Raw genomic sequence first — 14,030 nt, forward strand, 5'->3', positions numbered from 1 at the left:
AGAACGACAGGCCGGGCGATTCCCTTCACCCGGCACAATGATCTTGTTGGTTCGTCTCGAGGAAGGTGACCAGTGGACTCGTTCTCTCCCACCACCAAGACCCAGGCCGCGCTGACGGCTGCGCTGCAGTCGGCGTCGGCGGCGGGCAACCCCGACATCCGTCCCGCGCACCTCCTGGTCGCACTGTTGGACCAGACCGACGGCATCGCGGCGCCGCTACTCAAGGCCGTCGGGGTCGATCCCACGGTGGTGCGACGCGAGGCGCAGGTCATCGTCGACCGGCTCCCGCGCGCGACCGGCGCGACGACGCAGCCGCAGCTCGGCCGTGAGGCCATCGCCGCGATCACCGCGGCGCAGCACCTCGCCACCGAACTCGACGACGAGTACGTCTCCACCGAGCACGTCATGGTGGGGCTGGCGTCGGGCGACTCCGACATCGCCAAGCTCCTCGTCGGGCACGGCGCCACCGCGACCGCGCTGCGCGACGCGTTCACCGCGGTCCGCGGCAGCGCCCGGGTCACCAGCCCCGACCCCGAGGGCAGCTACCAGGCGCTCGAGAAGTACTCGACCGACCTCACCGCGCGGGCCCGCGAGGGCAAGCTCGACCCGGTGATCGGCCGCGACACCGAGATCCGCCGCGTCGTGCAGGTGCTGAGCCGACGCACCAAGAACAACCCGGTGCTGATCGGCGAGCCGGGCGTCGGCAAGACCGCGATCGTCGAGGGGCTCGCGCAGCGCATCGTCGCCGGGGACGTCCCGGAGTCGCTGCGCGGCAAGACGGTGATCTCCCTCGATCTCGGGTCGATGGTCGCCGGCGCGAAGTACCGCGGCGAGTTCGAGGAACGCCTCAAGGCCGTGCTCGACGACATCAAGAACTCGGCCGGTCAGGTCATCACGTTCATCGACGAGCTGCACACCATCGTCGGTGCCGGCGCGACCGGTGAGTCGGCGATGGACGCGGGCAACATGATCAAGCCGATGCTCGCCCGCGGTGAGCTGCGGCTAGTCGGCGCGACCACACTCGAGGAGTACCGCAAGTACATCGAGAAGGACGCTGCGCTCGAACGACGCTTCCAGCAGGTGCTGGTCGGCGAGCCGTCCGTCGAGGACACCGTCGGCATCCTGCGCGGCCTCAAGGAGCGGTACGAGGTGCACCACGGTGTGCGCATCACCGACTCCGCTCTCGTTGCGGCGGCGACCCTCTCGGACCGCTACATCACGTCGCGCTTCCTGCCGGACAAGGCGATCGACCTCGTCGACGAGGCCGCGTCGCGCCTGCGCATGGAGATCGACTCGCGGCCCGTCGAGATCGACGAGGTGGAGCGCACTGTGCGTCGCCTCGAGATCGAGGAGATGGCGCTGACCAAGGAGACCGACGCCGCGTCCAAGGATCGGCTCGAGAAGCTGCGCGAGGAACTGGCCGACGATCGGGAGAAGCTGCGTCAGCTCACCGCCCGGTGGCAGAACGAGAAGAACGCCATCGACTCGGTGCGCGAGGTCAAGGAGCAGCTCGAGGCGCTGCGTGGCGAGGAGGAGCGCGCCGAACGCGACGGCGACCTCGGCAAGGTCGCCGAGCTGCGCTACGGCCGGATCCCCGAGTTGGAGAAGCAACTCGAGGCCGCCGCGGCCGTGTCGGACGGTGCCTCCGACGGTGCCGTCATGCTCAAGGAGGAGGTCGGACCCGACGACGTCGCCGACGTCGTCGCCGCATGGACCGGCATTCCCGCCGGCCGCATGATGGAGGGCGAGACCGCCAAGCTGCTGCGGATGGAGACCGAACTCGGCAAGCGCGTCGTCGGGCAAACCGAAGCCGTGCAAGCCGTTTCCGACGCGGTGCGCCGCGCGCGGGCCGGTGTCGCCGACCCGAACCGACCGACCGGCTCGTTCCTGTTCCTCGGCCCCACCGGTGTCGGCAAGACCGAACTCGCGAAAGGGTTGGCGGACTTCCTGTTCGACGACGAGCGCGCGATGGTGCGCATCGACATGTCCGAGTACAGCGAGAAGCACTCGGTGGCACGGCTCGTCGGTGCCCCTCCGGGCTACGTCGGCTACGAGTCGGGCGGACAGCTCACCGAGGCGGTGCGGCGCCGGCCGTACAGCGTCGTGCTGTTCGACGAGGTCGAGAAGGCGCACCCGGACGTGTTCGACATCCTGCTGCAGGTGCTCGACGACGGCCGCCTCACCGACGGCCAGGGCCGCACGGTCGACTTCCGGAACACCATCCTCATCCTCACGTCGAACCTGGGTGCGGGCGGTGACCGGGACCAGGTGATGGCGGCGGTCCGGGCGGCGTTCAAGCCGGAGTTCGTCAACCGGCTCGACGACGTCGTGATCTTCGATCCGCTGTCGGAGGAACAGCTCGAGTCGATCGTCGACATCCAGCTGGACCAGCTCGCGACGCGGCTCGCGGCCCGCCGGCTCACGCTGGAAGTGTCGGACTCGGCACGGTTCTGGCTCGCCGTGCGCGGCTACGACCCGCTGTACGGCGCGCGTCCGCTGCGTCGCCTCATCCAGCAGGCGATCGGCGACCAGTTGGCGAAGTTGCTGCTCGCGGGCACCGTCCGCGACGGCGATACCGTGCCGGTGACCGTCTCCGAGGACGGGGATCACCTGGTCCTCGGGTGATCGTGGCCGGGTAGTTGCGGTATCACCGTGCCCCGCACCGGATTTCCGGTGCGGGGCTCGTGTGAGCCGCTTTCGCGTGACTGGAGCTTCCTTCGGTACCCTGTCGTGTCACTTGGACCGCGATCTTGGCTCGAAACGAGGAACCCGATGTCCTGCACCAGGACCACGCCCCCGAACCTTTTCAAGCAGCGACTCATGGCCGGCGAGCAACAGATCGGGTTGTGGTCGGTCCTGGCGAACGGGTACACGGCCGAACTGCTGGCGGGGAGCGGCTATGACTGGCTGCTGATCGACGCCGAGCACGGACCGAACGACCTGCGCTCGGTTCTGCAGCAGTTGCAGGGCATCGCCGCCGCCGGGGCCGTGCTGGGCACCGACATCGCGGAGCTGTCGCAACCGGTCGTGCGACTGCCGCACGGTGACACCGTGCTCATCAAGCAGTACCTCGAGATCGGTGTCCGCAATCTCATGATCCCGATGGTCGACACCCCGGAACAGGCGGCCGCCTTGGTCCACGCCGTGCGCTATCCGCCGCACGGCGTGCGCGGGATGGGCAGCGCTCTCGGCCGCTCGTCGCGGTGGGGGCGGCTGAACGACTACGTCGAAGCATCGGACGAGAACGTCTGTCTCATAGTGCAGGTGGAGACACGAAGGGCGCTCGACAACGTCGAGGCCATCGCGGCACTCGACGGCGTGGACGGCATCCTGCTCGGCCCGGCCGACCTCGCCGCCGACCTCGGATACCGCGACCAGCGCGAACACCCGGAGGTCATCGCGGCGCTGCGGTGCGCCATCGAAGCGATCCGGCGGGCCGGTAAGCCCGCCGGCATCATGCTCACCGATGTCGAGGCCACGCAGGAATGGCTCCGCCAGGGAATCACTTTCGCCGGTGTCGGCGTCGACTCCTCGCTCCTGGTCCGCGCTGCGGACGACCTGCTCCACCGGTTCCGTCCGGCTCGTGCAGGTGCCCCCGCCGCGGCGTACTGAACCGACGTCGGCCACCCAGTCGACGTGCAGTTCGGAGTGCAGCACCATGTTCGCCAGCACCGACGGGCTGCCCGGTCCGGTGAGGTTGAAGAAGTTCGGGAAGCCGTCGATGCCGAGACCGAGGTAGGTCTCCGGACCCGCGGCCCACTTGTCCTTGAGGCTGCGCCCGCCGCGTCCGACGATGTCGAGCTTCTCGAGCGAGCCGGTCATCGCGTCGAATCCGGTTGCCAGGACGATCGCGTCGAGGTCGTAGTGCGCGGCGGTGGTGTTGATGCCGGTCTCGTCCATGCCGACGATCGGCGCGGCCTTGAGGTTGACCAGTTCGACGTTGTCGCGGTTGTAGGTCTCGTAGTAGCCGCTGTCGGTGACGATGCGCTTGGCGCCGATCGCGTGATCGCTCGGGATCAGCAGCTCCGCGACGGCCGGATCGTCGATGACGGCGCGGACCTTCTCCTCCCAGAACTCGCGGGCGGTGTCGTTCGCGGCCTGGTCGGTGAGCTGGTCGGGGAAGGTCTTGGAGTAGAGGACACCGCCGAGCTTCCAGCGCTCCTCGTACGCGGCGCGGCGCTCCTCCTCGGACGCCTCGAGCGTGCTCTTGGGGTAGGTGCGGTGCGGCGAGCCGCCGCCGCTCTGCCACGACAGCTCTCGACGCTCGGCGTAGGTGGCCTTCTGCTCGGCGCGGGTCGCGTCGTCGAGCGCGGCGTTGCCGGCCGGGACGCTGTAGTTCGCGGAGCGCTGGAAGACGAACAGCTTGTCGGCCTGCTCCGCGATGAACGGGATCGACTGGATGCCGGACGACCCGGTGCCGATCACGCCGACGCGCTTGCCGGTGAAATCGACGCCACCGTGCGGCCACTGCGCGGTGTGGTAGACGTTGCCGGCGAAGCTGTCCAGGCCGTCGAACGCGGGGGTGTTCGCGTTCGACAGCGGCCCGGCGGCGACGACGAAGAAGCGTGCGGAGACGACGTCGCCGCGGTCGGTGCGCACGGTCCACCGGAGGGTGTCCTCGTCGAGCGTCGCCGAGGTGACGCGGGTGTCGAACTGGATGTCGCGACGCAGGTCGAAGCGGTCGGCGACGTGGTTGATGTAGCGGAGGATCTCCGGCTGCGTCGCGTACTTCTCGCTCCAGTCCCATTCCTGCTCGAGCTCGGGGGAGAAGGAGTACGAGTAGTCGACGGACTCGACGTCGCACCGGGCGCCCGGGTAGCGGTTCCAGTACCACACACCGCCCACGCCGCTGGCGGCCTCGAAGGCGCGGACCGTCAGGCCCTGCTGACGAAACCGGTGCACCGCGTAGACGCCGGCGACACCGGCGCCGACCACGACGACGTCGTACGAGGCGGTGATGTCGGCGGCCGACGAATCCTGTCCGTTCACGAAATGTCCTTCCACGAGCGCGAGCTGTCCCGGCCCGGAATCGGACCAAACCTCGCGGTTCTTGCGATGAATTCACGCTATGGCGGTGTGAAGCGCGCGACAGCGGACCGTCCCGCCCAGCGGGTCGTTTCCGCGGATCCGGGACTTTCGGCGCGCGCCGAAACCCGGGTCTTGCAGGGCAGATGGCTCTCGAATGGGGGCGGGCAGGGCTCCCACCACGAGGGACGAACCGGTCGCGTGTGGCGTCTCGGTAACCTGGGCGACGTGACCACCCCGACCCCCGAGAGCGCCCGAGTCGACAGTTGGATGTGGGCGGTGCGTCTGTTCAAGACCCGGTCGCAGTCGGCCGACGCGTGCCGGTCCGGTCACGTGCGGGTGAACGGTGCCGCGGCGAAGGCGTCGGTGCAGGTCAAGCCCGGCGACGAGGTTCGGGTTCGGATCGCCGGATTCGAACGGGTCGTCGTGGTGGTGCGCCCGATCGCCAAGCGCGTCGGCGCGCCGGTCGCGGCCGAGTGCATGCAGGACAACAGCCCGCCGCCGCCCTCGCCCGAACTGGTGGCGTCGATTCCGCGGCGGGACCGGGGCGCCGGGCGTCCGACCAAGCGTGAGCGACGCGATATGGAGAAGTTCCGCGGCCAGTAGGCCGATCGAATCGTTACACCGGGACCGTTGACACCCCCGAGAAGGTGGAAGAGACTGTCAAAAGACATGGGGCACCAATTCGGAGGTTCTCTCATGATCTTGTCTCTCCATACCGATGTGGCGACGGTGTCGACGACGTCCCGGCGCTGGTGGGCACTGGCGGCCCTGTCCATCGCGGTCTTCGCCATCGGCATCGACGTGATGGTCCTGACCGTCGCGCTGCCCACCCTCGCCCGCGACCTCGGCGCGACGACGTCTGCGCTGCAATGGTTCTCGACGTCCTACACCCTGGTGCTCGCTGCCGCGCTGCTACCGGCGGGCAGCTTCGGCGACCGGATCGGCCGCCGCAAGCTGCTGCTGATGGCGCTGGCGCTGTTCGGGATCGCGTCGCTCGCGTGCGCGTACTCGCAGACCTCCGCGCAGTTGATCGGCGCCCGCGCCGTCCTGGGGTTGGCGGCGGCGGCGATCATGCCGATGTCGATGGCCGTGCTCCCGATCCTGTTCCCCGAGCGCGGCGAGCAGCAGCGGGCGCTCACCATCTGGGTCACCGCGACCGCGCTCGGGCTACCCCTGGGGCCGATCCTCGGCGGATGGCTGCTGGGCCACTTCTGGTGGGGCTCGGTGTTTCTCGTGAACGTGCCACTGGTGTGCGTCGGACTGTGCGCGGTCGCGCTCCTCGTCCCGGAGTCCCGCAGCGCCGATCCCGGTCGATTCGACGTCCCGGGTGCCGTCCTCGCATCGACCGGCCTGCTCGCGCTGACCTACGGATTCATCGCCGCGGGCAGCGACGGCTGGGGCGCCGCACACGTGCTGGCCTCGCTTGCGGCCGGTGTCGCGCTGCTCGGCGGATTCCTGTTGTGGGAGAAGCATTCCGACCATCCGCTCATCGACCTCCGGCTGCTCGCCGATCGCGACTACGCGGCGGGTGCGGGACTGACGACGCTGGTCAGCCTCGTGATGTTCGGCCTGCTGTTCACCCTGCCGCTGTATCTCGGGGCGGTGCTCGGCGCGGACGCCCTCGGCATCGGGGTGCGGCTGCTGCCGATGATCGCCGGCCTCGTCGTGGGGACGCGCCTCGCTGACGTGCTCGCGCGCCGGATCGGTCCGGGGGCGCTGATCGCGCTGGGGTTCGTGGCGATCGTCGCGGCGTGCCTGCTGGGGACGAGGATGACCGTCGACACCGGGTACGGCCTGCTCGCCACGTGGCTCACGATCGCCGGGCTCGGGCTCGGGCTGGTGATGCCGACCGCGATGGCCGCGGCGATCGGCGAGCTCACTCCCGAACGGGCCGGTGCAGGATCTGCTCTGGTGCAAGCGCTTCGGCAGGCCGGTGGGACGATCGGCGTCGCGGTGCTGGGGACGGTGCTGACCGCCGGCTACCACGCGCACCTGCCGAGCCTGCAGCTGCCGGAGCCGGCCGCGTCCGCCGTGTCCGACTCGGTGAGCAGCGGTGTCGCGGTGGCTCGGCAACTCGGCCTGCCCGCGCTCGAGGAGCAGGTGCAGTCGGCGTTCGTGCACGGCATGGTGTCGGCGGTGTGGGTGAGCGGGGCTCTCTCCGTCGTCGGCGCGGTGGTGGCGCTCGTCGTCCTCCCGCTCCGGCGTCGCCCCGACGACGTGGAGTCCGCCGCTGCGGAATCGGACGATGAGGAACACTGTGCCCATGAGCACGTCGACTGAGCCGATGGGCCTGCGGGAACGCAAGAAGCGACGGACACGGGCGCAGATCCGTGAACACGCGATGCGGCTGTTCACCGAGCAGGGATACGCGCAGACCACCGTCGACCAGATCGCGGCCGCCGCGGACGTCTCGCCGAGCACGTTCTTCCGGTACTTCCCGAGCAAGGAACAGCTCATCCTCATCGACGACCTGGACGCGCCCATGCTCGAGGCGATCGCCGCGCAACCGCCCGACGTCCCGCCGCTGACCGCGTGCCGGCGTGCCTTCGAGGAGGTGCTGTCGTCGCTGACGCCCGAAGAGATCGTGGCCGAGCGCACCCGGCAGCGGCTGCTGTTCGGTGTGCCCGAGTTGCGTTCGGCGATGCTCGGGGAGCTCATCCGGTCGGTCGGGATCCTGGCGGACGCTATCGGGGCGCGCGTCGGGCGCCCCGCCGACGACTTCGAGGTGCGCGTGTTCGCCGGCGTACTCGCCGGGGCGGTGCTCGGCGCCGTCGGCGAGGACCCGCCGGAACTGGCCACCTTCGTCGAGGCGATCGATTTCCTCGAGCGGGGTATGCCGCTGGGTTGACGGTTTCAGACGGATCTCAGAATCCGGCTCTACCCTGAACTGTCGGCCCGACCGGACTGCCCCGACCAGATGTGTTGAACTGTCGGCACCGCCGACGGAGAGAGCAGGCTCGCACCATGACGAACCCCGACGATCCCCGCACCCCGCAGGAGCGTGCGTACGACCCTGCCGAGCAGGCGTCCGACGAGACCGTCCAGTGGGCCCGCCCCGCGGACGGCCCCACCCAGCAGATCGGCCCGGCCGCGCCGGCCGACCAGCCCACCGAGCAGTACTACACGGCCGACCCGTACCAGGCGTACGGTTCGCCGCCGCCCAATCCCACGCAGGCCTTCCCGACGTACGACCCGCGGTTCGATCCGCAGGCCGTGCCGTCCAACCCGACCCAGGCCTATCCCACGTACTACGGCGCCGGCGGCTACCCGCCGCCCGGACAGCCGTCGGCAGGACAGCCTCCGATCGGTGAGGCCCCGGCCATCGAGGACACACCCGAGCACAAGCCTGCGCGCAAGGTGGGCCTGTGGGCGGCCGCCGCCGCGGGAATCGTGCTGTTGGCGCTCGGTCTGTTCGTCGGTTTCATGTTGAACAACGGCGGTCCGGACAACGCCACCACGGCCGCGGCCCCGTCGACCCGCGCGTCGGCGCCGGCGGTACCGCCGCGCACGAGCACCCCGCCGTCGCAGACGGCCCCCGACACGACGTCGCCGCTCGAGAACATCCCCGGCGGTGTCGGGGACCTGATCGGCAAGGCCGGGACCGCGATGGGCACCATCACCGTCAACGACGGCGGAACGCTGACCCTCAACGGTCTCGGCGGTTCCACGATCACCGTGCGCACCACGCCGGACACGTCGCTGATCTCGCTGACCGCGAGCAGCATCGCCGACCTGAAGCCCGGCGAGTCCGTCGTGGTCCACGGCGACAAGCTCGAGAACGGGACAGTCACGGCAAAGCTGATCATCGGCACGTCGATCCCCAACTTCGGTAACTGACGCGCGGCACCGGATGCCCGGATCGGGCCCGAGAGTGGCTAGGCTGACCCTCGATGACGGCTATGTGGTTCGGATTGGCAGTGATAGCGCTCGCGGGTGCTGTCGCCCTGCTCTATGTCGATCGGACGCGGCGCGACCAGACGGGGCGCGTCCGGCAGATCTGGGCGAAGGCGCAGGGATACACGTACAACACCTCGGACGAGCAGTTGCCGTCGCTGTGGAATCGGGCGGCGCTCGCCAAGCAGGATTACCTGGGTGCGGTCGACGTCGTGCGAGGCGTCCGCCGTGGTGAGGAGTTCGTGCTCTTCGACCTCGAGGACACGGCGACGATCGTCGCGGTGCACCGCGCGGTGGGGTCGGACGTCGACATCGATCTGCGGCTGAAGTCGACGCCGCCGCCGCGCGACACCGACCTGAACCTGCTGGGCGCGATCGGCCCGCGCGTGGTGTTCGCGACCGACCTCGAGATCGCCCGGCGCGTGTGCGACCAGCGCATGGTCGCGTTCACCGAGTCCGTGCCGCCGCAGCTGCAGATGCTGTGGAGCGAGGGGGAGTGGACCCTCGGCTCGCTGCCGGTGGGCAGCTCCGGCCGAGACTGGGACGCCGCGATCGAGACGGTCGCTCGACTCTCCGGCATGCTGCGCGTGCTGCCGCCGGCCACTGACCAGGGCACGTTGCAGCCGGTCGCGCACGATCCGGGCCGCCCGATCGCGCAGGACCCCTACGACATGGTCGACGAGCCGGAGATCTCCCGGTAGATCTCCGCGCCGAGCGCCGCCGCGCGCTCGAATAGCGGCGCCGTCGAGACCCCAGTAGATTCCGATTCTGTGGCTGTTGTGTCGGGTGTTGTTGTTGTTCTTGCTGTGATTTGTGTGGCCTGTGCGGTCTGGGTGATGTCGGGTATCCAGCGGTTGCGCCGACTCGGGTCCAGCGTCGACTCCGCCCTCGCGCTCGTCCACGTGGAACTGGACCGCCGCTACGAGTACGTGCCCGGTCTGGTGCTGGCGGCCTCCGAGACCGTCGGACGCGACCTGGTGGCGCCGGTGACCGGCGCACGCTCCCTCGCCATGCGCGTCCGCGAGGAGGATCTCGACCTGCGCCGGCAGGCCGGTGCCGAGAAGGCCCTGTCCGAGGCCCTGCAGGCGGTGCTCGACACGGGTCGCCGCTACCCGCAGCTCGTACACGACTGGGCGTTCGTGCGCCCCGCCCACGAAATCGAGGTCACCGAGCAGCGCCTGGCCGGCGCCGTCCGGGTATACAACGAGCAGGCCCGAAGCCTGAACCGCGCGATCCGGGCGTTCCCCGGGAGTCTCGTCGCGCCCCGCCTCGGCATCGGGAAGGCGCAACTGTTCGAGGCGACGATCCTGGCATTGCCGTCGTCCGAGGCGCTCGGCGGCGCCGACGACGTCGCCCACGCCGCCGTCGCATGAGGGCCGTGGGGGTCATGGACGCTGCGACCAGGCATCCTCGCTAGGCTCGACATGACGAATTGTTGTCTGACTTTGGTGATGGGAGAGCGGCCGATGACGGATCGCGACGAGCTTGCGGCGCTGGTGCGCGAGCTGGCGGTGGTGCACGGAAAGGTGACCTTGTCCTCCGGCAAGGAAGCCGACTACTACGTGGACCTGCGCCGCGCGACGCTGCACCACCGCGCCGGCCCGCTGATCGGCAAGCTGCTGCGCGAGCTGGTCGCCGACTGGGACTTCGACGCCGTCGGCGGACTCACCATGGGCGCCGACCCCGTCGCGATGGCCGTCATGCACGCCGAGGGCCGTCCGATCGACGCGTTCGTCGTCCGCAAGGCCGCCAAGGCGCACGGTATGCAGCGCCAGATCGAGGGCCCCGACGTCGTCGGCAAGCGTGTGCTCGTCGTCGAGGACACCACCACCACCGGTAACTCGCCGCTCACCGCCGTCAAGGCCCTGCGTGACGTGGGCGCCATCGTCGTCGGTGTCGCCACCGTCGTCGACCGCGCCACCGGCGCCGACGCCGTCATCGCCGCCGAAGGACTCGAGTACCGCTCGCTCCTCGGCCTCGAGGACCTCGGGCTGAACTGATCAGGGTTTTCTGCCCGGTCCGAAGCTGAAGGGACCGTTCATGCGCTGCGAGCGCATGAACGGTCCCTTCAGCTGTTGGAGAGTCCGGTCAGGGGACGATGAAGAAGGCGGCGACCGCCCCGTATGACGTCTGCGGGCGCAGTTCGTTGAACCAGGGGCTGACCGGGAGGACCGACATCTCCAGCCTCGCGACTCCGGAACCGGGATTGATCTCGGTACGGACGGTCTGGCCCTGACTTGCGAACAGGTCGATCTCCTTGAGCTGTCCAGTGTAGATACCGAGGTTCCACGCGACGGTGACCTTCACCTTGCAGACCGGGTTCTGCGCCCAGCCCGGCCCGACGCCGTTCATCCCGCGCGGCGTGAATGCGATGGTGGCGAGACCCGGACGTGCGGGATCGGTCTCGACGACGGTGTCGATCAGACCGTTGCAGAAGTCGTTCTGCCCGAGCACCGCCAGGGTGGGGCCGTTGAACGACGTGTGCAGGATCGGCGCGGGCGCCGGCGCGGCGCTGACGGTGCCGGCGACGCCGGTGACGAGCGCGGTTGCGACGGCCGCGGCGCCGAATGCGCGCACGGCAAAGCTACGAAGCTTCATGTGAATCCCCCGTTGTTTCGATGTGTTTCATAACCCCCGGCCGTCGTGACTCCGGTGACGGAGCAACAGCCTCGAGCATGCTCACACAGAAGGTCCACCCGAACCAAACCGGGTGGTATCGGACGGATCCGGGTCGTCGCATATCGTGTTCCGATGCCGATCCGGAAGACGCGGACACACCTGTCCGACGGGCGCGAGTTGTTCTACTTCGACGCCACCGAGCCGTATGCGAGCGGGGCCACGACGCGCGAACTGCACGACGGTCGCGAGTTGGCGCCGGTCGAGGCGGCGTCGACGATGCGCTACGACGTCCTGACGGGGGAGTGGGTGACGCTGGCGGCGCACCGGATGAACCGCACCTTCCTGCCCGCGGCCGACGAGTGCCCGCTGTGCCCCACCCGGCCGGGACGCCCCGCGACCGAGATCCCGGCGGACGACTACGACGTCGCGGTGTTCGAGAACCGCTTCCCGTCGCTCGGGTCGGTGGACGCTGGAATCGCCGAACTCGTTGACGGTGAGGATCTTTGGCGCCAGCGCGCTGCCGACGGCCGGTGCGAGGTGGTGTGCTTCACCAGTGACCACGACCGCAGCTTCGCCCAGCTGTCGCCCGCGCGGGTGCGGACGGTGCTCGAGGCGCTGCGGGACCGGACGCGTGAGCTGTCGGCGCTGCCGTCCGTCGCCCAGGTGTTCTGCTTCGAGAACCGCGGCGAGGAGATCGGGGTGACGCTCTCGCACCCGCACGGCCAGATCTACGCGTACCCGACGCTGCCGCCGCGGACCACCGCACTGCTGCGCCAGGCAGAGGAGCACCGCGGCCGCACCGGGCGCTCGCTCCTGCGTGACGTCCTCGACGCCGAGCGGCGCGCCGGCACCCGTGTGGTCGTCGAGGGCGCGCACTGGACGGCGTACGTGCCGGCGGCGGCCCGCTGGCCCGTCGAACTGCACGTGGCCCCGCACCGCGACGTCGCCGACCTCACCGAACTCCACGACGCCGAACTCGACGAGCTGTCCCACCTGTACCTGGACGTGCTGGGACGGCTGGACCGCTTCTTCGACGGCGTCGACCGGCTGCCGTACATCGCCGGCTGGCACCAGGCCCCCGTCGGGGACGGACGTGAACTGGGAAGGCTGTACCTGCAGGTGTTTTCGCTGATGCGCTCGCCGCACCGGATGAAGTTCCTGGCGGGGTCCGAGTCGGGGATGGGGGCGTGGATCAGCGACACCACGCCCGAGCGGATCGCCGCCCGGTTCCGGGAGGTGGCGCCGTGACCGCGAGGTGGTTCCGGCCCGTGCCCGACGCCGAACTCGCGGACACCGCGGCCGACGTCTTCCGCCGCGCGTTCGACGCCGACCCCGACGGCGTGTGGGCGGCGCCCGGGCGGGTCAACCTGATCGGCGAGCACGTCGACTACGCGGGCGGGTTGTGCCTGCCGATCGCGTTGCCGCACAACACCGTCGTCGCCGCGGCACCCCGTACGGACGGGCGGATCCGGCTGCGGTCGACCGACGGGGACCCGTGGGACGGCCGCCTCGACGACATCGGTCCCGGTAGACCGGCGGGCTGGGCGTCGTACCCGGCCGGGGTGATCTGGGCGCTGCGCGAGAACGGTGTGCTCGACGGCGGTTTCGGCGGCGTCGACGCGGCGTTCGTGTCGGCGGTGCCGATCGGTGCGGGGCTGTCGAGTTCGGCGGCGCTCGAATGTTCGTTGGCGCTCGCGCTCGCCCCGGACGCGGACCGGACGGCGCTGGCGGCGGCATGCGTGCGGGCCGAGAACGAGGTGGCGTTGGCCCCCACCGGCGGCATGGACCAGGCGGCCTCGCTGCGGGCGGCGGAAGGACATGCGCTGCTGCTGGATTCGGCGTCGGGTGCGGTGTCCCAGGTGCCGTTCGATCCGGACGGCTTGTCGCTGTTGGTGATCGACACCCGTGCCCCGCACCGGCTGGTGGACGGGCAGTACGCGAAACGCCGGTCCGCGGTGGAGCGGGCGGCCCGCCGGCTCGGCGTGGACTCGCTGCGCGAACTGGCTGACGGCGGACGCGACGGCATGGACGCGGTGCGGTCGCTGAAGGACGACGTTCTGCGCCGCCGCGCGTGGCACGTGATCAGCGAGATCGCCCGCGTCCGGCTGGCGGTGCGGGCGTTGGAGTCCGGCGACGTCGCCGAGTTCGGCCGGCTGCTGTACGCGTCGCACATGTCGCTCAGCCGCGACTTCGAGGTCTCCTGCCCGGAACTCGACAACGCCGTCGAGGCCACGATGATCGCCGGTGCGCTGGGCGCCCGGATGACCGGCGGCGGCTTCGGCGGCTCCGCGATCGCGCTGGTCCCGTCGGGCCGGGTCGACGAGGCGATCGAGACCACCCGTCGGCAGGCGGCCGAACGCGGCCTGCCTGAACCTGCCTTCGCCGTCGTCGCGGCGTCGGCCCCGGCTCGCCAACTGCGCTGACTCTCGCGGGTCGGGTTCCCGCCGATCGGGACGACCGGAACCGTCCCGCGGCACGGCTGCGTCATG

General features: G+C 70.1%; 12 protein-coding genes and 1 pseudogene. 11 read left to right on the plus strand and 2 right to left on the minus strand.

Annotated elements, in window-relative coordinates; all coding sequences use genetic code 11:
* The first annotated feature begins 72 nt into the window (after positions 1 to 72).
* Positions 73 to 2,625, plus strand: a complete 2,553-nt coding sequence (clpB, locus tag ABI214_RS18045; RefSeq protein WP_348603884.1) for an ATP-dependent chaperone ClpB — start codon at positions 73 to 75, stop codon at positions 2,623 to 2,625.
* Between the two features lie 195 nt (positions 2,626 to 2,820).
* On the plus strand, positions 2,821 to 3,612 hold the full coding sequence (locus ABI214_RS18050) for an HpcH/HpaI aldolase/citrate lyase family protein (protein WP_348611736.1): 792 nt from the start codon (positions 2,821 to 2,823) through the stop codon (positions 3,610 to 3,612).
* A gap of 6 nt (positions 3,613 to 3,618) precedes the next feature.
* On the opposite strand, the pseudogene ABI214_RS18055 reads toward ABI214_RS18050, so the two are convergent.
* A pseudogene (locus ABI214_RS18055) lies at positions 3,619 to 4,989 on the minus strand (flavin-containing monooxygenase); the annotation flags it as partial.
* Between the two features lie 264 nt (positions 4,990 to 5,253).
* Between ABI214_RS18055 and ABI214_RS18060 the strand changes: the two are divergent.
* The 7 genes from ABI214_RS18060 to pyrE all read left to right on the plus strand — a co-directional run bounded on the left by ABI214_RS18060 (position 5,254) and on the right by pyrE (position 10,922).
* Positions 5,254 to 5,631, plus strand: coding sequence for an RNA-binding S4 domain-containing protein (locus ABI214_RS18060; protein ID WP_348603885.1), 378 nt, complete (start codon positions 5,254 to 5,256; stop codon positions 5,629 to 5,631).
* 93 nt (positions 5,632 to 5,724) lie between these two features.
* On the plus strand, positions 5,725 to 7,308 hold the full coding sequence (locus tag ABI214_RS18065; protein WP_348603886.1) for a DHA2 family efflux MFS transporter permease subunit: 1,584 nt from the start codon (positions 5,725 to 5,727) through the stop codon (positions 7,306 to 7,308).
* Positions 7,292 to 7,876 carry a TetR family transcriptional regulator gene (locus tag ABI214_RS18070; protein WP_348603888.1) on the plus strand — a complete coding sequence of 195 codons (585 nt, stop codon included), beginning with the start codon at positions 7,292 to 7,294 and terminating at the stop codon, positions 7,874 to 7,876. Before ABI214_RS18065 ends, ABI214_RS18070 begins: the two co-directional genes overlap by 17 nt.
* A 116-nt stretch (positions 7,877 to 7,992) precedes the next feature.
* On the plus strand, positions 7,993 to 8,865 hold the full coding sequence (locus ABI214_RS18075) for a DUF5666 domain-containing protein (RefSeq protein ID WP_348603890.1): 873 nt from the start codon (positions 7,993 to 7,995) through the stop codon (positions 8,863 to 8,865).
* 53 nt (positions 8,866 to 8,918) lie between these two features.
* A complete protein-coding gene (locus ABI214_RS18080) occupies positions 8,919 to 9,623 on the plus strand; it encodes a hypothetical protein (RefSeq protein WP_348603892.1) in 705 nt (234 codons plus the stop codon).
* Positions 9,624 to 9,758: 135 nt separating this feature from the next.
* The gene (locus tag ABI214_RS18085; protein WP_348603894.1) at positions 9,759 to 10,295 is read left to right on the plus strand and encodes a LemA family protein; all 537 of its coding nucleotides are present in this window, start codon (positions 9,759 to 9,761) and stop codon (positions 10,293 to 10,295) included.
* A gap of 93 nt (positions 10,296 to 10,388) precedes the next feature.
* Positions 10,389 to 10,922, plus strand: coding sequence for an orotate phosphoribosyltransferase (gene pyrE / locus ABI214_RS18090; RefSeq protein ID WP_348603895.1), 534 nt, complete (start codon positions 10,389 to 10,391; stop codon positions 10,920 to 10,922).
* An 88-nt stretch (positions 10,923 to 11,010) separates the two neighbouring features.
* Here pyrE and ABI214_RS18095 read toward each other — a convergent pair whose 3' ends face one another.
* The gene (locus tag ABI214_RS18095) at positions 11,011 to 11,520 is read right to left on the minus strand and encodes a hypothetical protein (RefSeq protein WP_348603896.1); all 510 of its coding nucleotides are present in this window, start codon (positions 11,518 to 11,520) and stop codon (positions 11,011 to 11,013) included.
* Positions 11,521 to 11,673: 153 nt separating this feature from the next.
* Between ABI214_RS18095 and galT the strand changes: the two genes are divergently transcribed.
* Positions 11,674 to 12,789 (plus strand): galactose-1-phosphate uridylyltransferase, encoded by a 1,116-nt coding sequence (gene galT / locus ABI214_RS18100; RefSeq protein WP_348603897.1) that lies wholly within the window; start codon positions 11,674 to 11,676, stop codon positions 12,787 to 12,789.
* The gene (galK, locus tag ABI214_RS18105; RefSeq protein ID WP_348603898.1) at positions 12,786 to 13,964 is read left to right on the plus strand and encodes a galactokinase; all 1,179 of its coding nucleotides are present in this window, start codon (positions 12,786 to 12,788) and stop codon (positions 13,962 to 13,964) included. The genes galT and galK overlap by 4 nt, the downstream gene beginning before the upstream one ends.
* Positions 13,965 to 14,030 lie beyond the last annotated feature (66 nt).

Source organism: Prescottella soli (genome assembly GCF_040024445.1).
GTDB classification, from domain to species: Bacteria; Actinomycetota; Actinomycetes; order Mycobacteriales; family Mycobacteriaceae; genus Prescottella; species Prescottella soli.